Source organism: Maritimibacter sp., from assembly GCF_016774595.1.
GTDB lineage: Bacteria > Pseudomonadota > Alphaproteobacteria > Rhodobacterales > Rhodobacteraceae > Maritimibacter > Maritimibacter alkaliphilus.
The window spans coordinates 1,536,844-1,554,597 of sequence record NZ_JACBWT010000001.1; the positions used below are offsets into that span (position 1 = coordinate 1,536,844).

19 protein-coding genes are annotated in these 17,754 nt (G+C 64.4%); 9 read left to right on the forward strand and 10 right to left on the reverse strand.

Annotated features, from left to right (window positions below; genetic code table 11):
• Positions 1-97 precede the first annotated feature (97 nt).
• Entirely contained in the window at positions 98-1,834 is a 1,737-nt protein-coding gene (locus HOY44_RS07850) for a tetratricopeptide repeat protein (protein WP_287434092.1), read from the forward strand.
• Entirely contained in the window at positions 1,824-2,651 is an 828-nt protein-coding gene (locus HOY44_RS07855; protein ID WP_287434732.1) for a 4-(cytidine 5'-diphospho)-2-C-methyl-D-erythritol kinase, read from the forward strand. The genes HOY44_RS07850 and HOY44_RS07855 overlap by 11 nt, the downstream gene beginning before the upstream one ends.
• On the opposite strand, the gene HOY44_RS07860 is transcribed toward HOY44_RS07855, so the two are convergent.
• Both HOY44_RS07860 and HOY44_RS07865 read right to left on the reverse strand, forming a co-directional pair.
• On the reverse strand, positions 2,644-3,384 hold the full coding sequence (locus tag HOY44_RS07860; RefSeq protein ID WP_138422009.1) for an alpha/beta fold hydrolase: 741 nt from the start codon (positions 3,382-3,384) through the stop codon (positions 2,644-2,646). The genes HOY44_RS07855 and HOY44_RS07860 overlap by 8 nt on opposite strands.
• Position 3,385: 1 nt before the next feature.
• Positions 3,386-4,381, reverse strand: coding sequence for a polyprenyl synthetase family protein (locus HOY44_RS07865; protein ID WP_008333436.1), 996 nt, complete (start codon positions 4,379-4,381; stop codon positions 3,386-3,388).
• Positions 4,382-4,452: 71 nt separating this feature from the next.
• Here HOY44_RS07865 and HOY44_RS07870 point away from each other — a divergent pair, with 71 nt between their 5' ends.
• The 3 genes from HOY44_RS07870 to HOY44_RS07880 all read left to right on the forward strand — a co-directional run bounded on the left by HOY44_RS07870 (position 4,453) and on the right by HOY44_RS07880 (position 5,754).
• Positions 4,453-4,671 (forward strand): putative signal transducing protein, encoded by a 219-nt coding sequence (locus HOY44_RS07870; RefSeq protein WP_008333434.1) that lies wholly within the window; start codon positions 4,453-4,455, stop codon positions 4,669-4,671.
• Positions 4,672-4,673: 2 nt separating this feature from the next.
• Complete coding sequence (locus HOY44_RS07875; RefSeq protein WP_287434094.1) at positions 4,674-5,435, forward strand: tRNA1(Val) (adenine(37)-N6)-methyltransferase; 762 nt, start codon at positions 4,674-4,676, stop codon at positions 5,433-5,435.
• 151 nt (positions 5,436-5,586) lie between these two features.
• Entirely contained in the window at positions 5,587-5,754 is a 168-nt protein-coding gene (locus HOY44_RS07880; protein ID WP_008333427.1) for a YdcH family protein, read from the forward strand.
• A gap of 9 nt (positions 5,755-5,763) precedes the next feature.
• On the opposite strand, the gene yddG is transcribed toward HOY44_RS07880, so the two are convergent.
• From yddG to HOY44_RS07905, 5 genes are all read right to left on the reverse strand, one after another.
• Positions 5,764-6,633, reverse strand: coding sequence for an aromatic amino acid exporter YddG (yddG, locus tag HOY44_RS07885; RefSeq protein WP_287434096.1), 870 nt, complete (start codon positions 6,631-6,633; stop codon positions 5,764-5,766).
• Positions 6,634-6,700: 67 nt separating this feature from the next.
• The gene (gene phbB / locus HOY44_RS07890; protein ID WP_008333425.1) at positions 6,701-7,423 is read right to left on the reverse strand and encodes an acetoacetyl-CoA reductase; all 723 of its coding nucleotides are present in this window, start codon (positions 7,421-7,423) and stop codon (positions 6,701-6,703) included.
• Between the two features lie 74 nt (positions 7,424-7,497).
• Positions 7,498-8,331 (reverse strand): patatin-like phospholipase family protein, encoded by an 834-nt coding sequence (locus HOY44_RS07895; RefSeq protein WP_287434098.1) that lies wholly within the window; start codon positions 8,329-8,331, stop codon positions 7,498-7,500.
• A 45-nt stretch (positions 8,332-8,376) separates the two neighbouring features.
• Positions 8,377-9,552: an acetyl-CoA C-acetyltransferase gene (locus tag HOY44_RS07900; RefSeq protein WP_040885060.1), complete on the reverse strand. Its 1,176-nt coding sequence runs from the start codon at positions 9,550-9,552 to the stop codon at positions 8,377-8,379.
• 151 nt (positions 9,553-9,703) lie between these two features.
• Complete coding sequence (locus HOY44_RS07905; RefSeq protein ID WP_287434100.1) at positions 9,704-10,540, reverse strand: EAL domain-containing protein; 837 nt, start codon at positions 10,538-10,540, stop codon at positions 9,704-9,706.
• A gap of 84 nt (positions 10,541-10,624) precedes the next feature.
• On the opposite strand from HOY44_RS07905, the gene HOY44_RS07910 reads away from it, so the two are divergent.
• A complete protein-coding gene (locus HOY44_RS07910; RefSeq protein ID WP_287434102.1) occupies positions 10,625-11,179 on the forward strand; it encodes a DNA-3-methyladenine glycosylase I in 555 nt (184 codons plus the stop codon).
• Positions 11,180-11,198: 19 nt separating this feature from the next.
• On the opposite strand, the gene HOY44_RS07915 is transcribed toward HOY44_RS07910, so the two are convergent.
• Entirely contained in the window at positions 11,199-12,227 is a 1,029-nt protein-coding gene (locus HOY44_RS07915) for an NAD(P)/FAD-dependent oxidoreductase (protein WP_287434733.1), read from the reverse strand.
• A 61-nt stretch (positions 12,228-12,288) separates the two neighbouring features.
• Here HOY44_RS07915 and mnmC2 point away from each other — a divergent pair, with 61 nt between their 5' ends.
• On the forward strand, positions 12,289-12,954 hold the full coding sequence (gene mnmC2 / locus HOY44_RS07920; RefSeq protein WP_287434103.1) for a tRNA (5-methylaminomethyl-2-thiouridine)(34)-methyltransferase MnmC2: 666 nt from the start codon (positions 12,289-12,291) through the stop codon (positions 12,952-12,954).
• Complete coding sequence (locus tag HOY44_RS07925) at positions 12,954-13,850, forward strand: DMT family transporter (protein WP_287434105.1); 897 nt, start codon at positions 12,954-12,956, stop codon at positions 13,848-13,850. The genes mnmC2 and HOY44_RS07925 overlap by 1 nt, the downstream gene beginning before the upstream one ends.
• Here the strand turns inward: HOY44_RS07925 and HOY44_RS07930 are convergent.
• Positions 13,825-15,777 (reverse strand): lytic transglycosylase domain-containing protein, encoded by a 1,953-nt coding sequence (locus HOY44_RS07930; RefSeq protein ID WP_287434107.1) that lies wholly within the window; start codon positions 15,775-15,777, stop codon positions 13,825-13,827. The two genes, HOY44_RS07925 and HOY44_RS07930, sit on opposite strands and share 26 nt — an antisense overlap.
• Positions 15,778-15,933: 156 nt before the next feature.
• Between HOY44_RS07930 and dapA the strand changes: the two genes are divergently transcribed.
• Positions 15,934-16,806 carry a 4-hydroxy-tetrahydrodipicolinate synthase gene (dapA, locus tag HOY44_RS07935; protein WP_008333415.1) on the forward strand — a complete coding sequence of 291 codons (873 nt, stop codon included), beginning with the start codon at positions 15,934-15,936 and terminating at the stop codon, positions 16,804-16,806.
• A gap of 22 nt (positions 16,807-16,828) precedes the next feature.
• Here the strand turns inward: dapA and HOY44_RS07940 are convergent, their stop codons facing one another.
• Entirely contained in the window at positions 16,829-17,692 is an 864-nt protein-coding gene (locus HOY44_RS07940) for a hypothetical protein (RefSeq protein WP_287434109.1), read from the reverse strand.
• Positions 17,693-17,754 lie beyond the last annotated feature (62 nt).

Below are 17,754 nucleotides of genomic sequence, written 5' to 3' on the forward strand. Positions count from 1 at the left end.
CTTTGCGTGGGTGGGCGGCCATTTGCGGCCCACCCGCATTGAACCCGCTCGGGCGCGACGTTAGGTTTCTCCATGTCCATCTGAGGAGAGGTGCCCCTTGCCCCGACTGTTCCAAACGGCCCGCACGCTTGGTGTCGCGTCGTTTCTCGCCCTCACCGCTTTGCCGATCTCGGCTCAGTCGACCGACGGTTTCACCGGGGCGTATCTCGCGGCGCGGTCCGCCGACGCGAATGCCGATTTCGAGGCTCTGGTCGAATACGGCACCCGCGCCCTTGCCGAACGTCCCGACAATGCCGGGATCATGGAGGGGCTGCTGGTCGCGCATCTCGGTCTCGGACAGATCGACCAAGCCGTTCCGGTGGCCCGGCGCCTCGTCGAGATGTCCGAGGGCAATGAACTCGGCCAGATCGTCCTTTTAGGGGACGCGATGGGGCGTGAGGATTGGGCTGCGGTCGAAGACACCATGAACGGCGGTTTCTCGGTCGGTGGCCTGATGGACCCGCTCATTCTGGCATGGACCGCCATCGGCGATGGCCGCATGTCCCGCGCGCTCGAAATTTTCGAGGAATTGTCGCAGGACGACGTCGCGAAACAGGTCTCGGCCTTCCAGAAAGCGCAGGCGCTTGCATATGTCGGTGACTACGAGGGTGCGGCCGCGATCCTGTCTGGCGAGGCGGGCGTCGAGCTTGCCCTGAACCGCTCGGGCGTCATCGCCTATGCGCAGATCCTAAGCCAGTTGGAACGCAACAACGACGCCATCGCCCTGCTCGACGCGCAATTGCCGAACACCGGCGACGAAGAAATCGCGATGCTGCGTGCCGAACTGGAAAGCGGCGCAACGGTCGAATTCGACTCGGTCAAATCGCCCAAGGACGGGCTTTCAGCCCTGTTTTACAACGTGGCGGAAGTGCTCGCCAATGATGCGAGCCCCAGCCTCGTCCTGATCTACGCCCGGCTGTCGCAATTCCTCGACCCCGAGAACGTGAGTGCCACGCTGCTCTGTGCCGCGGTGTTCGAGGACATGCAGAACCACGAACTCGCCGTGCAGACCTACGACCAGATCGCCCCGGACAGCCGCGCCTATGTGCAGGCCATGATGGGCAAGGCAAGCGCGTTGCGGCGTTCGGATCAGGCAGACGCGGGCATCGAAACGCTGACGACACTGGCGGATCGCTACCCCGATCTCGCCCCCGTGCATGTCGCGCTCGGCGATGCCTATCGCTACGAAGAAGCCTGGCCCGAGGCGATTGCGGCCTATGACCGCGCAATTTCGCTCTATCCCGAGGAAGTGGCGGCGCAATGGGCGGTCTATTTCGCCCGTGGCATCGTGAACGAACGCGGTGGCCGGTGGGACGACGCCGAGCGCGATTTCCGAAAGGCGCTGGAACTTGAGCCCGACCAGCCTTCGGTTCTCAATTACCTCGGTTACTCGCTCGTGGAAAAGCGCGAAAACCTCGACGAGGCGCTCGGCATGATCGAGAAGGCCGTCGATCAGCGCCCGAACGAAGGATACATCGTCGACAGCCTCGGCTGGGTCTATTACCGGCTGGGCCGATACGAAGAAGCCGTGCCGCAGATGGAAAAAGCCGTGTCGCTGATGCCGGTGGACCCGGTCGTGAACGATCACCTCGGCGACGTCTACTGGGCCGTGGGCCGCACCCGCGAGGCGGAATTCCAGTGGAGCCGCGCGTTAAGCTTCATCACCGATGAGACGAACCTCGAAGAGGTCAAACCTGACCGCATCCGCCGCAAGCTCGAGGTCGGTCTGGACAAGGTGCTGGAAGAGGAAGGCGGCGATCCCATCCTTCGGCAGGAGAGCGCGGCTGCTAACTAAGGTTTTCGCACCGGCCAAGGTGAACCTGACGCTGCATGTCACCGGGCAGCGCAAGGACGGCTATCACCTGCTCGACAGCCTCGTGGCCTTCGCCGACGTGGGGGACCGTGTGTCCGTCATGGCGGCGGACGAACTGTCGCTCGACGTGACCGGCCCGATGTCAGACGGGGTTCCGACCGACGCGAGGAACCTTGTCTGGCGGGCAGCGGAGCTGTTCGATCAGCCGGTCGCCATCACGTTGTCCAAGCATCTGCCCCCTGCATCCGGGATCGGTGGCGGGTCGTCGGACGCCGCCGCCACTTTGCTGGCGATGTCCGACCTGACCGGCGAACGCACCCTGCCCGAGGGGGCGGCACAGCTTGGCGCCGACGTGCGTGTCTGCCTGACGCGGCAAGCCGCACGGATGTCCGGGATCGGGGAAATCGTCGAGCCGGTCGGCCCGCTGCCACAGCTTCATGCGGTTCTGGCCAACCCCCGCGTCGAAGTCCCGACGCCCGCCGTCTTCAAGGCCTTGGCCAGCAAGACGAACGCCCCGATGCCGCGCAAACTGCCGAAGTGGCAGGGCACCAAGCAGCTTATCGACTGGCTCGCAGCCCAACGAAACGATCTGGAAGATCCCGCGATGCAGGTCGCCCCGGTGATCGTCGATGTGCTCGCCGCGCTCACCACGCTGCCGGACGCACGTCTTGCGCGCATGTCCGGGTCCGGTGCGACCTGTTTTGCGCTTTTCGCCAGCCGGGAAGCCGCGAATGGCGCCGCAGCCGCGTTGGCGGAGTTGCACCCGGATTGGTGGGTCGTCCCGGCCACGCTTACCTGATGTCGAGCAGAACCTTGCTTGCCGTTCCGTAGTGACCGAGGCCCGGATGTTCGATCATCTCGGGTTCGGTCCCGAGGGATTTGGCGAGCGCCTTTACCATGGCAGGCGGCACCCAGGAGTCGGCCGCGCCCATGTGGATCGTGACGGGCACCGTCACCCGGCCCGGCACATCGGACCAGTCCTCGACATAGGCCGCAAGCTCGTCGCGATAAGCCGCGCGGGCGCTCAACAACGCCGACCGCCACGCGGCGATCAGTCCATCCATGATGTCGGGATCGACCAGCAGGGCCTTGTCGTGGACGGGCGCGCCACGAAACAGGCTTTCCAGAAACGATTGCGGCATCATCCGGATCGCACTCGCTTGCCCATAAACGAAGCCTTTGAACGGAAAGCCGCCGCGCTGCGCCGCCTCGAAAACGGGACGCCCGGCCATATCCGACAGAAAGTCGCCCAGTTGAAGCGGACCGGCCGGCCCGATCAGCACCAACTCCCGCACGAGGTCGGGATGCGCCGCCGCCAGCCTAAGCGCCGACATGGCCCCAAGCGAAAACGCGACGATGCGATACGGGGCACCGGCCTGCAACCTGTCCGCCACCGCCTCGAGCCGCGCAGGGTAGTCGTCGCCCGCGACGCCCATCCGGTCGATCGCCGTCAACGGTGAGCCCGGCCCCAGCGCGTCAAGCTCGGCAGGCCCGCCGGGCAAGCCGTGGAAATAGACGCCAGCTTCGCTCATGTCAGTTCAGGCGCGCGACCACATAGTCCGCGATGTCGCTCAGCATGTCGCGGATCGGGTCTTCCGGCAAAGCGTCGAGACAGGCCTTGGCGCGGGCGGCCCAGTCCAGCGCCGCGGCCCGCGTGTCATCCAGCGCGCCATGGGCCGTCATGATCTCCAACGCCCGTTCCAGATCGCCGTCGCGCTGATCGTTCTTCTCAAGCGTCCGCTTCCAGAATGCGCGCTCTTCATCGTCGCCGCGCGCGATCGCCTTGATGATCGGCAGGGTCAGCTTCCGCTCGCGGAAATCATCCCCAATGTTCTTGCCCGTCGCGTCGCCGCCCCAGAAATCCAGCAGATCGTCGACCACCTGAAACGCGATGCCCAGCGCGTCGCCGTAGTCGTGCAGCGCCTTGATGCGGTCCTCGGACACGCCCGCAAGAATGCCCCCCACCTCGGTCGCGGCCGCGAACAGGGCAGCCGTCTTGCCGCGCACCACCTTGAAATAGGTGTCTTCGGTCGTGCCCAGATCCTGCGCCGCGGTCAGTTGCAGCACCTCGCCTTCGGTGATGGTGGCCGACGCGTTGGACAGAACCTGAAGCACCCGAAGCGAATCCGCCTCGGTCATCAGCTGGAACGAGCGTGCGAACAGGTAGTCGCCCACCAGCACGCTTGACTTGTTGTCCCACAGAAGGTTCGCGGTCGGGCGCCCGCGCCGCTGACCGCTTTCGTCCACCACGTCGTCATGCAGGAGCGTCGCGGTGTGGATGAACTCGACCGCCGTGGCGAGGTGAATGTGATGCCCGCCCTCGTAGCCGCAGAGCCGCGCCGAGGCGAGGGTCAGCATCGGGCGCAGACGCTTGCCGCCTGCATCCACCAGATGTGCCGTCACTTCGGGGATGCGGGGGGCATGCTCCGACGCCATACGGGCGCGAATCATCTCGTCCACCTGCGACAAGTCGTCTTTCAGATGGGCCGCGAGCCGTTCGTGGGGTTTGTGCGCTTTTTGGTCCAGCACGTGATGTCTCTCTTCATGCCGCCCGGACGATGGCCTCGACATCCGGTCGATTTCAGTCCTAAGTCCCATATATGAAAGAGCTTCTTCGCACCACAGACCCGACCATCATCGCCTTTGCGAGCGCCCTTTTATCGGGCGAAGGTATACCTGCCTTTCCGATGGACGTCCATATGAGCACCCTCGAGGGATCAATAGGTATTTTACCTCGTCGCCTTATGGTTCGGGCCGATGATTACGTCCGCGCGCGCCGCGTGCTGACCGAGAACGGTATTGAGCTCGAGGAGGAATGAGTATGGGGTTTGCCCGCCAACTTGTGACCGAGGACAAGTTCCTCGGCGGACAGCTTGTGCTGATGCAACCACGCGACGGCTACCGCGCGGGCGTCGACCCTGTCTTTCTGGCTGCCTCCGTGGCCGCACATGATGGCGAGAGCGTGCTTGATCTGGGCTGCGGCGCCGGGGCTGCCGGGCTTTGCCTGGCGACGAGGGTGCCGGGCATCCGCCTTGTCGGGGTTGAGCGGCAGGCGGACTATGCCGACCTCGCACGAAAGAATTCCTTCGACAACGACATCGACATGGACGTGGTGGAAGCCGATATTTCGGACCTGCCCTCGGAGGTGAAAGAGGAAAGCTACGATCACGTCATCATGAACCCGCCCTATCACCTGCGGGAACGCTCCACGACTTCGGACGATGCCGGACGGGCCGCCGCGCTGTTCGAGGATACGCCGCTCGCCACATGGATCGATGTCGGCACGCGGCGACTGAAGCACCGGGGATACATGACGATCATCCAGAAAGCCGAAAGACTGCCGGAGATTCTGCGGGGTTTCGACGACCGCATGGGCAGCATACTGGTCAAGCCGCTGCTTCCCCGCGAAGGGCGCGCGGCGGTTCTCATCCTCGTTCAGGCCCGCAAAGGCGGACGGGGTGAATTTCGACTGGCCTCCCCGCTCATATTGCATGACGGGGCCGAGCATGTGGGCGACTCGGAATCCTACCGCCGTGAGGTGTCGGCAATCCTGCGGGATGGTGCCGCGCTTCCGCTCTGGTAGTGATCCTTCAATCGCATTGATATTTTCTGACGCATTAGAACCTGAATCCTTGGCATTTGTTTGCCAAGACGCCGAGTTTTGAAACGATTTCGTGACAGACTCGCGGTTCTATGCTCCAATTTAGGTCTACATAACCAAATAGGAGGACCCCATGGATTTGAGTGCGCGCTTGAAGGAACTCCGCCGGAAACACGAGGCGCTGGCCGTGCAGGTCGAAGCCGCGCAGCGCAGCCCGAGCACCCCGGACACCGAAATCAGCTCCTTGAAGAAGCAGAAACTCATGCTGAAGGACGAGATCGAGCGTCTCGCCACCACCTGAGCCTCACACTCACCGCGCAGGCGAACGACCTGCGCGGGCCGCAAGAAACGCACCGAACGTAATCAGAGCCGCCGCGAGGATCAGCACAGGGCTGGATTGCGCGACCCCGAATGCGATCAGGACGAAGGTCGACAGCAAGGGTGCTGCATAACTTGCGGTGCCAAGCAGTTGGATGTTTCCGCGCTTGACCCCCACGTCCCACGTGTAAAAGGCCAGCCCGACCGGACCAAGGCCCAAGGCAACGACCGAAACCCAGCCAATGCCGGTCTCGGGCCATGTCGTCGTTTCCACGACAAGATGCGCAACCGCCGACAACACCGCCGTCGCCACGCAGTAAATGGCGACCGTATCCGTCGGCATCGCGCCCAACCGCCGTGACAGGACCGAATAACTGGACCATGTCAGCGCGCAGAGCACCGCGAAGATGTAGCCCGGCAGCGCCTCGGCACTGAACCCGCCACTGCCCCGCGACAGCAGAAGTGCCGCCCCCGCGAAACTGACGAGCGCGCCCACGATATGCCCCGACCGCAGCCGTTCGCCGGGCAACAGACCAGAGAACAGGACGATCAGAAGCGGCCAGAGATAGGCGATCAGCCCGGCCTCGGCGGCGGGTGCAAGCCTGAGCGCGCTGAAATAGAAGAAGTGATAACCGAACAGACCCGCCGTCCCGAAGGCATAGACCGTCCACGGCACCGCCCGAAGCCGCGCCCAACCCCCGGTCGCGCTGACCCACACCAACCCGATCACCCCACCGATGGCGAAGCAGATCGCATTCAACTGCAGTGGCGGAACCGGCGCCGTGCCAACGGTGAACAGCGCCAGAAGCGCCCAGAGCAGCACGGCGGTAAAGCCGATCAAGGTGGCACGGGATTGCGTCATGCGCACCATCTGCCACGAAAAAACCGGCCCCGAAAGGCCGGTTTCCTCTCCTCCCAGAGAAGGCGCGTCAGACGAAGAACTGCGCGCCGTTCGCGGAAATGGTCGAGCCGTTGATGAACCCGGCGTCATCGGACGCGAGGAACGCCACGCAGCGCGCGATTTCCTCCGGTTCGCCCAGTCGGCCAGCCGGGATTTGCGCGATGATCGATTCACGGACCTTTTCCGGCACCGCCATTACCATCTCGGTCGCGATATAGCCGGGGCAGATCGCATTGGCGGTGATGCCCGCGCGCGCACCTTCCTGTGCCAGCGATTTGACGATGCCGAGGTCGCCGGCCTTGGTGGCCGCGTAGTTCACCTGACCGAACTGGCCTTTCTGACCGTTGATCGACGAAATGACGATCACGCGCCCGAACTTGCGCTCGCGCATCCCCGGCCAGACCGGATGAACGGTGTTGAACACGCCCGTCAGGTTGGTGTCGATCACCTGCTGCCACTGCTCCGGCGTCATCTTGTGAAACGGCGCGTCGCGGGTGATGCCAGCGTTCGCCACAACCACGTCGATCGGCCCGATCTCGGCCTCGACCTTTTCGATCCCGGCCTTCGATTCCTCATAGGAACCCACGTTCCATTTGTAAGTCTTGATGCCGGTCTCTTCGGTGAATTTCGCCGCGGCTTCGTCATTGCCCGCATAGGTCGCCGCGACGTCGAATCCCGCCGCCTTGAGACCCTTTGAAATGGCCTCGCCAATGCCGCGGGATCCCCCCGTCACAAGTGCCACTCTGCCCATAAGATGTCCTCCAATTGTCATTTCAGTCCGGTAACTCTGTTACTCAATACACCAAGATAGCGCAACAATATTACCTAGCCCTGCGCCAGAAACTTTTCGGCGTCGGCCTCGCCCAGCGCCCACGTATCCCGCAGTTTTTGCGGGTCGGTGAAGTCGATCTTGTCGGCCGGCGTTTCTTCGCTCGGCCAGACATAGACCCGCCCTTCGATGTCGGGCAGGCATTCATAGGGCCGCGTCAGCAGCACCAGCGTCTCGCCCTCGTTCGGCTCCGGCATCGGCGCCTGATCCGCCATGCCGCCGTCCACCACACGCTTGTCGTTCCACAGGGGCGGCTCGAACACAGGCGGAATCACGGCCGCCGCATTGACGAGTTCGACCAGCTTCCCGTTTCGTGCCGCGTCGTTCGCGTCGACCAGTTCGGCGGTCAGCCCCATCTTTTCGGCCCAATTAAAATGGGGGGAATTGATCGTGTGCAACTCGGCCTCATAGGCCAAGGCCAATGCCGCACCGGTCATGGTTGGAAGCCCCGTCTCCGGTGGATGTCCGATCAGGATCTGATACGACGGGCCCGCGGCGATTTGTTTCGCGGCGCTCGCGTCGATGACCCGATCGACGACCGAACAGTAAAGCTCCTGATGTGGTGTGATGCCGTCCGCGTCGGCGGCGAACAGATCGAAGTTCGTATCGCGCTTCTCGAAGGCCGCGCACATCTCGTCCAGCAGCTTTCGCTCGTATCCGGCAAGCCAGGCCGCCCCCGCGAGGGCCCCACCGCTCACGCCGGTGACGCGTTCGGGCGTATAGTTCACTCCGGCCTCCGCCAGTCGCGTCATGAACCCGCCCTGCCAAAAACAGCGAAGGCCACCGCCGGAAAAGACGATCTGCGCGGGGTTATCGGGTCGCTTTGCCATGATATGAAAACGGGCCCCTCAGGGCCCGGTTCCAAGTCTACTCCGTCACGGACGTTCGAGACACATCGCAACGCCCATGCCGCCGCCGATGCAAAGCGTGGCGAGGCCCTTTTTCGCGTCGCGCCGCTGCATCTCGAACAGCAGCGTGTTCAGGATGCGGGCGCCGGATGCGCCGATCGGGTGGCCGATGGCGATGGCGCCGCCGTTCACGTTCACGATGGCCGGGTCCCAGTCCATGTCCTTGTTCACCGCGCAGGCTTGGGCGGCGAAGGCTTCGTTCGCTTCCACGAGGTCGAGGTCCGATGCCTTCCACCCGGCCTTTTCCAGCGCCTTGCGCGACGCGTAGATCGGGCCGACGCCCATGATCGACGGGTCGAGACCGGCGGTCGCGTAGGAGGCGATGCGGGCAAGCGGCTGGATTCCGCGCTTCTCGGCATCGTCCGCCGACATGACCAGCACGCCAGCCGCACCGTCGTTGATGCCCGAGGCGTTGGCGGCGGTCACCGAGCCGTCCTTGGTGAAGGCCGGGCGCAGTTTCTGCATCGCGTCCATCGTCGCGCCGTGACGGATGTATTCGTCCTGATCGACGGTGATGTCGCCCTTGCGGGTCTTCACCACGAACGGCACGATCTCGTCCGCGAACTTGCCGGCCTTCTGGGCCGCCTCGGCCTTGTTCTGCGACGCCACGGCGAATTCGTCCTGCATGTCGCGGGTGATCTGCCACTGCTCGGCCACGTTTTCGGCGGTCTGACCCATGTGGTAGCCGTTGAAGGCATCCCACAGCCCGTCCTTGATCATCGAGTCGATGAACTTCATGTCGCCCATCTTGTGACCGGCACGCAGATGCGCGACGTGGGGGCTGAGGCTCATGTTTTCCTGCCCGCCCGCAGCGACGATATCGGCATCGCCGAGCTGAACGTGCTGGGCGGCCAGCGCGACGGCGCGAAGGCCCGAACCGCAGACCTGGTTGATGCTCCAAGCCGCGCTTTCTTTCGGCAGACCGGCGTTGATATGCGCCTGACGGGCCGGGTTCTGACCCTGGCCGCCGGTCAGAACCTGACCGAGAATCGTTTCGCTTACTTCGGACTTGTCGATCCCGGCACGCGCGACCAGCGCCTCCAGAACGACCGATCCGAGGTCGTGGGCAGGGGTGTTCGCAAACGAGCCATTGAAGCTGCCCACGGGTGTGCGTGCAGCCGAAGCGATTACGACATTCGTCATGGTATGTCCTCTCCAGGTCAGATCCGGCAGGGGCCGGTGCATGGGGTTCGCCGATGCAGACCGTGCAATCGCACGATTCTCCCCCACATCCGCGTCGGTCGTACCATTATGCTGCACGGCAGAATGAATCAAGGTTGACAGTGACGCAGCGTCACGCGCGTTGACGCTGTTCCAGCCCCTCGCCCTTCCACCACGGGCGTATGGTCGGCGCCCCGAAGAAGTAGCCTTGCAGGAAGTCGCAGCCGTTGTCGGCCATGAACTGCGCGTCCTCGAGTGTCTCGACGCATTCCGCCACCGTCATCATGTCGAAGTGCCGCGCGAGCGACAGCATGGCCTGAGCGATCACCTGATTGTCCGGATTGTCGGCGATGCCGCGAATGAACTCGCCGTCGATCTTGAGAATGTCGAAGTAGAGGTCGCGCAGGTAGCGGAACGCCGTATAGCCCGCACCGAAATCGTCCAGCGCGAACGAGATACCCTCGGCCTGCATCTCGGACATGAAGACCTGCACCAGATCGGGCATGACGATGGCGGTGCGTTCCGTGATTTCGAGGATCAGTCGCTCGCCCAGCGTGGGATCACGCTCCAACCCCTGCCTGAGCACCGTCTTCCATCGCGGATAGCCGATGGACCGGGCCGACATGTTGATCGACAACCTGAGCGAAGGCTCCTCCTCCAACGCGGCCAGACCGAGTTCGAGCGCGAGGGCATCGATGATGCGCCCCAGTTCCTGCTCCTCCACCACGTCGATGAAGTCCTTGGCCGGGATGATCCGGCCCGTATGGTCGAGAACGCGGATCAACCCCTCGTAAAACGCCACTGTATCGGCGGCCTGCGCACGCATCACGGGCTGAAAGGCGAGCATGACCTGTTTCGTATGCACGGCGCGACGCACCATGGCCATGGTATCGCGGTCCCGTTGCTGGATCGCGATGGTCAGCGGACTGGACAGGACGACATCCGGTTCGTCGGGGATTTCAAAGCGCATACCAACCTCAAACGCCAATGCATCGCCACCATTGCGCCAGACCTGCTAAGAAGCAGTAAAATTTCGGATTCGAGGTAAATCGCGATGGGTGAACGCTGTGGCTGGTGCGGGGACGACCCGCTTTATGTGGCCTACCACGACACGGAATGGGGCGTGCCGGAATACGACGGACGCGCCTTGTGGGAAAAGCTCATCCTCGACGGGTTTCAGGCGGGGCTGAGCTGGATCACGATTCTGCGCAAGCGCGAGAACTTCCGGGCGGCCTTCGAGGGCTTCGAGCCCGAGGTCATCGCGTCTTGGGGAGAGCCCGAGGTGGCGCGTCTGTTAACCAACGAAGGCATCATTCGCCATCGCGGCAAGATCGAAGCGACCATCGGCAATGCGCAAGCCTATCTCGACATGGGCGGGGCGCAGGTCTTTGCGGATCGGATGTGGGGCTATGTCGGCGGCGCGCCTTTGGTGAACGACTTCGCGTCACTCGGCGAAGTGCCTGCCTCGACACCGCTATCGACGCAGATCTCGAAAGACCTCAAGAAAGCCGGGTTCCGTTTCTGCGGCCCGACCATCGTCTATGCGTGGATGCAGGCCTGCGGGTTGGTGAACGACCATATCGTAGGATGCCCGGCGCGGCGGGTCTGAGGTTTCTGGCGACAGAAAATCAGAAACTGGCTTCGGGTCTGAACTCGGCGGGGATCGTGTCGCGACCGTCGAGGATCAGATCGGCCATGACCTGCCCCACCATCGGCGCGATGCCGAACCCGATCTTGAAGCCACCATTGGCGATGAAATGTCCCGGCTTGCCGGGCCATGTGCCCAGCATCGGCGCGCGGGTGCGGGCACGGGGGCGCAGCCCGGCCCAGCGTTCGAGAACCGGCGCATCGGCAAGTGCGGGCACGGCAGCGCGGGCGCGGACAATCACCGCGTCGAGCTGGTCATCGGTGGTATCCGCTGCGCCGAAGTCACGTTCGGAGGTGGAGCCGATCGCGGTCGTGCCGTTCGCATGGGGCACAATATGCACGGTGTCCGCAAATATCTGCGGCAAGTCGCGGGCGTCGACATCGAGGAGCGCCGCCTGCCCCTTGACGGCGACCCCCACCATGCGCCCCCGTTCGGCGCTCAGGGCCTCAAGCCCCGCCGCACCCGTCGCCCAGACCACCGCACCCTCTTCCGACGCGTCCGACACGATGGAACCGCCCAGCGCCTGAACTGCGGCCGCGAGCGCGGCGCAGGCGTGACGGGGGAACATCCGCGCGGTCAGCGTGTCGTGGATCAGCCTGCCCGTAGGTGAAAGCGGTGTCCAAGCACCGGTCGCCTCGACCACCTCCCACGCATAGCGCCCCTCCCACAGCGCGCGCGCCGTCTCGGCCCGCGCTTCCGCCAGGGCAAGCGCGTGATCGTCGGCAATCGGTTGGAGCCGTCCGGTACGCGCGTAGGAAGACGGCACGCCGCCCACCTCTTCGACGGCGCGCCAGAAAGCCTCGCCCATGTCCAGAGCGGCGAACTGGAACGCCTTTTTCGGATTCCAGTTTTCCGGCACATGGGGGGCCAGCGCCCCGACGATGCCACCAGAGGCCCCGCCGCCGACGCCGTTGGGGTCGACCACGCGGACACGGGCACCACGGGCCGCGCAGGCATAGGCGACGGAGAGGCCGAAAGCGCCCGCCCCACGCACGGTCACGTCTACCATTGCCAAGCCAGAGGCCCTCCGTCATGGATCGTCTGGCGAACTGATAGGGGATCGGCCGGAAATGAGCCAGAGAGCGACGTTGGAATGGCGCGACGGGGCGATCCCGGTCTCGACCCGGTTCGACGACCCCTATTTTTCCATCGCGAACGGGCTGGCCGAAACCCGGCATGTGTTCCTTGACGGGAACGGGCTGCCCGACCGCTGCGTGCCGGGGTTCCATGTGGCCGAACTTGGCTTTGGAACCGGGCTGAACATGCTGGCGATGGTTCTGGCCTTGAGTGAAACGAATGTCCCGATCCGCTTCACCTCGTTCGAGGCTTTTCCCATGAGCGGCGAGGATATTGCCCATGCACTCGAGGCGTTTCCCGAGGCGCGTTCGGTCGCGGACCCGTTCCTTGACGTCTGGGATCAGGGGGGCCGGTTCTTCACGGTCGGCCCGGTGACGGTCGAGGTGATCGAAGGCGATGCGCGCGAGACGCTGCCCAAATGGCCCGGCGAAGCGGATGCGTGGTTTCTGGACGGGTTCTCGCCCGCCAAGAACCCGGAACTGTGGTCGCCGGAAATGATGGCCGAGGTTTGGCGCCACACGGCTCCGGGCGGCACGGCGGCAACCTATACTGCGGCGGGTTTCGTGCGCCGAGGGCTGGCGGATGCGGGGTTCGCCGTCGAGCGTCGGCCCGGCTACGGCCACAAACGCCACATGACCGTGGCACGAAAGGGCGTCTGATGGCGGTTCAGAACACGAAGGCCGGCATCATCCTGATGCTCGGCGCGGTCTTCACCTTCGCGGTGCAGGACGGGGTCTCGCGGCTGCTCGCCGACAAGTACAACGTCTATCTGATCGTGATGATCCGCTACTGGTTCTTCGCGCTGTTCGTCACCGTCATGGCGGCCCGCAGCGCCGGGGGGCTCCGCCGCGCGGTCGCGACCAGCCAGCCGTTCCTGCAATCGTTCCGGGGCGTGATCCTGATCGTCGAGGTGCTGGTCACCATCTATGCTTTCGTGGTGCTGGGCCTGATCCCGACGCACGCCATCTTCGCCTCCTACCCGCTGATGATCGCGGCGCTCTCCGGTCCGGTGCTGGGGGAAACCGTCGGGCCGCGCCGGTGGCTCGCCATCGGGGTGGGGTTCATCGGCATCCTCATCATCCTGCAACCGGGCTTCGCCGTGTTCGCGCCCGAGGCGCTGATCGCGGTCGCCGCCGCGTTCCTCTTCGCGATCTACGGGCTCGCCACACGCTACGCGGCGCGCAAGGACAGCGCGCAGACCTCGTTCTTCTGGACCGGGATCGCCGGGGTCGTGGCCATCACCGCCGTCGGCGCGTTCCACTGGGAACCGATGGAGCGCCCCGACTGGATCTGGATGGCGATGCTCTGCATCACAGGCGCGCTCGGGCACTACCTTTTGATCCGCTGTTACGAGGTGGCCGAGGCGAGCGCGGTTCAGCCCTTCGCCTATTTCCAGCTCGTCTTCGTTTCGATCATCGCGATCCTGTTCTTCGGCGAATCCATCGAGTGGAACGTGGCGCTCGGCGCCGCAATCGTGGTCGGCGCCGGGCTGTTCACGGCATGGCGCGAACGGCAGAAGGGCCGCAAGGTCAGCGGCGCTTCAGCATTGCGGTGAAGTTCAACTCGCCGACTTCGCCCTTGAGCCGCGCCTCGTAGATCGGGAGCGTTTCGGTCACCCGCATCACGTAGTTCTGGGTTTCGTCGAAGGGGATCATCTCGATCCAGTCGATCACGTCAACGTCCGGGTCGCGTGGGTCGCCGCGTTCCTCGGACCAGTTGTAGGCGCGCCCGAGACCCGCGTTATAGGCGACCGCGATCAGCACCGGATTGTCCCCGAACCGCTCCATCAGCCAGGCGAGGTATTCCGAGCCCAGCCGCGCGTTGTATTCCATGTCCGTGGTCAATTTGGCCGGCGCATAGTCGATGCCCAGACGGTTCGCCATGTCGCGCGCCGTGCCGGGCATGAGCTGCATGAGCCCCAGCGCCCCGGCATGGGAGCGGACCGTATGGTTGAACTCACTCTCGCGCCGGGAAATCGCCATCTCCAGCGCGCGCGGCACGTTGGGATTGCCGCTCCCGATCTCCGGTGTCGGGAAATAGGCGCGTTCGAGCACCTTTTCGAAGTTCACCGAATGCTTGGCGATCTTGAGCATGACGTATGGCAGCCCGACATCCTCGGCCCAATCGGCCAACTGCCCGGTTTCGGTGCGATCGAGCCGCTCGGACAGATGCACGACGAAGCGCTGCGTCAGGTAATACTCGTCCAGCGCCGCGACCAGACGCGCGGCCTCCATGATCGGGGTGCCCCAGAAGCTGGCTTCGGTGTAGTCGGGAAATTCCTCGGTCCCGGCGAGTTTCGGGTCCATCGGCAGGCCTGCCTTTTCGGCGGCCAGAAGACCGTAGAAGGCGGTCTGATGCTGCGCGCCGAAGGCATAGGCGGCCTGCGCCTCGTCCTCGCGTCCGAGCGCCTCGAATGCCCGGCCCTCCCAGTACCCGGCACGGCCAAGGCTGATCGGCGTGTCGACGGATTCGCGGAACGACTGGAAATGCTTCAGCGCCGTTTCGGCATCGTCCAGCATCCTCAGCGACACGAACCCGGCGATCCACTCGTTGTCCTCGCGGTCCCAGACCGCCTCGTCGATGTAGTGGTTCGCGGCGAGGTCATAGGCCATTTGCGCTTCGCCCTCGCGCATCTTCTCGCGGGCGAAACGGCGGCGTTCGTCGCCCCACATCACCGGGCGGCCCAGCGCCGCGGCCGAGGTGGACCGTTCGAGGACCATTTCGATCGCATCGTCGATCCGGCCCTTCCGAAGCCGCCAGAGCATCCGCTCATAGGCGAGGCCGGGGTCATCCTGAAGCGCCTCGGGCACCTTTTCGATCATCGCATCCACGCCGGGGTCGGTGTTGCGCAGCGCGATCCGGGCACGGGCGAGAATCTGTTGATCGGTCGAGACGCGCGCCATGTGCCGCTCGGCCTCGTCCGTCAGGCCGAGCCAGAGCAGATGATCCATCCGCTCCCAGTGATAATCCGCGAGCGTCTTGGGCCAGTCGTGCATGAACTGCTCTTCCTGCGACTGGGAGAGCGACATGGTCGTCCACGCGCGCCGCGCTTCCGCCTGAGCCTCTTCCTTGTAGCCCGATTCCCAAAGGCCCCGCGCATAGCGGATCGCCCCGGTGCCGGACTGCGGTTTCACGTCCTGAAAGAAGGTCAGCACATCCTGAACGACCGCATCGCGCGGGATCGAGCTTTCGGTCCGTTCGCGCAGCAGATCCTCGCCCGGCCAGTCGGGATGCCGGCTCAGAAACTCGACGCTTTCGGCGAAAGTGCCCTTGCCCGCCCGCAGGCGGTTCCATTCGATGATGTCGCGGGGCAAGGCGCCCGGCGGTCCTGCGGCCTCCAGCGCATCGTCCCATTTGCCCTCACGCATGAGGGAAAGTCCCTCCTTCAACGCGGCGACGTCAGCGGCATCCTGCGCATGGGCAGGCGCGGACAGCACCACGAGAACAAGGAACAAACGGCGGAAAAGGCGGGCGAAATTCATGGCTCGTCTCGTCATGTCCGCATACCTAGCCCGCCAAATCGTTCTCGCAACACACATTCTTGGCATTTGGTTCAACTGCGGCTAGTTTCCGCCGCGTTTTACCGGGGCGCGACTCGCGTGCCCTTCCACGGACGAAGATAGCAACAGGAGCGTGACATGCTGAAAGGTTCGATTCCGGCCCTTGTGACGCCGTTCAAGGACGGCAAGGTGGATGTCGATGCGCTCAAACGGCTCGTGGACTGGCATATCGAGCAAGGCTCGCACGGGCTCGTCCCCGTCGGCACGACCGGCGAAAGCCCCACGCTTCTGCACGAAGAGCACCTGATGGTGGTCGACGAGGTGGTCAAAGCCGTCGATGGCCGGATCAAGGTGATCGCGGGCACCGGGTCGAACAACACGGTCGAGGCGCTGCACTTCACCGAGCACGCGAAAAAGGCGGGGGCGGATGCCGCGCTCGTCGTGACGCCCTATTACAACAAGCCGACCCAGACCGGCCTGATCGCGCATTTCCTCGCCATTGCCGAGGTCGGCCTGCCGATCATCATCTACAACATCCCCGGACGCTCGGCGGTCGATATGACCCCGGCGACCATGGCCGAACTGGCAAAGCACGAGATGATCGTGGGCGTGAAGGACGCGACGGGCGATCTGGCCCGCGTGGCCTGGCAGCGCGACCTCTGCGGCAAGGATTTCATCCAGCTTTCCGGCGAGGATGCGACGGCGCACGGCTTCAACGCCATGGGCGGAGTCGGGTGCATCTCGGTGACCGCGAACGTGGCCCCGAAACTCTGTGCCGAGATGCAGAACGCCACGCTGGCGGGCGACTACGGCACCGCGCTGGAAATCGCGGACCGGCTGATGCCGCTGCATCGCGCGATCTTCATGGAGCCGGGCGTGTCGGGCGCGAAATACGGCATGTCCAAGCTTGGCCTTATCGAAGAGGACGTGCGTCTGCCGCTCATGGCCCTGTCGGACGAGACCAAGGCGGCCATGGACAGCGCCATGCGTCACGCGGGCCTTCTGAACTGATTTCACGCGCTGCGGCCAGCGATCACCCGTCGCTGGCCATAGCCTTGTGCAATGCATCGGCGCCACCCGGGGCCACGCCCAGCGCATAGGGCCTGATCCCCTCCAGCTTCCAGCTTTCGCCGGACCGATGGTCCGTGGCCGAGATGATGAAATAGGTGGCCCCCACGGCCAGAAGGTCGAGGATCAGGCTTTCGCCCGGCAGGTCATCCCCCATGATCTGCCTGTGCATCGCGACCAGCAGCGCCATGGCTTTCACGACATTCCCGGCCTCCGGCACATCGCCCAGCCCGACAAGCTCGAAGCTACGGGCCAGCTCGCCGCCCGACCGGGCCTCGGCCCGATAGACGTCGCGGCCCTGATCGTCCTGAAAATCCGATAGCTCGTAGATGTTGAGCGACATGGCTTCCCCGCCCACCGTTTCGATCATCGGGGGCAGGCCCATCGCGTCGCGCATCGCCTGTTCCATCGCGGGCCTCTGATCCTCGGGCACGCCCTCCAGCCGCTCCTGAAGGATGGCTTCCATCCTTGCGAAGGCTTCGTCCAACGCCTGCGTCGACCTGATCTCGTCGCCACCGGTCGCATCACGCATCGCCGCCGCGCCCGATAGCGAAATCAACCGTCCGTTTTTGTCGTCGGCGATCCAGATGTCTCCCCCTGCGAAATCGCCGTAGATCGCCCCATCCGTCCCGCCGTTTACGGCGACCCACCCCGGCAGAACCGTGATCGTGAACGTCCCATCCGCGAGCGAACCGGAATAGCGCACCTGAATGGGGCTGACCCTGTCGAAGTCGAAACCGTCCGCCGTGGCGGGCGCCGGATTTTCCTCGGCCCAGAGCGGTGCCGCGAGCAACGCGGCACTGGCCGCAAGAAATAACCTCCTGAACATGGCTCCCCCCGAAATCTCTGTTCCAATAGCCCCGATCATACCATCCCGGCGCCACTCTGGAC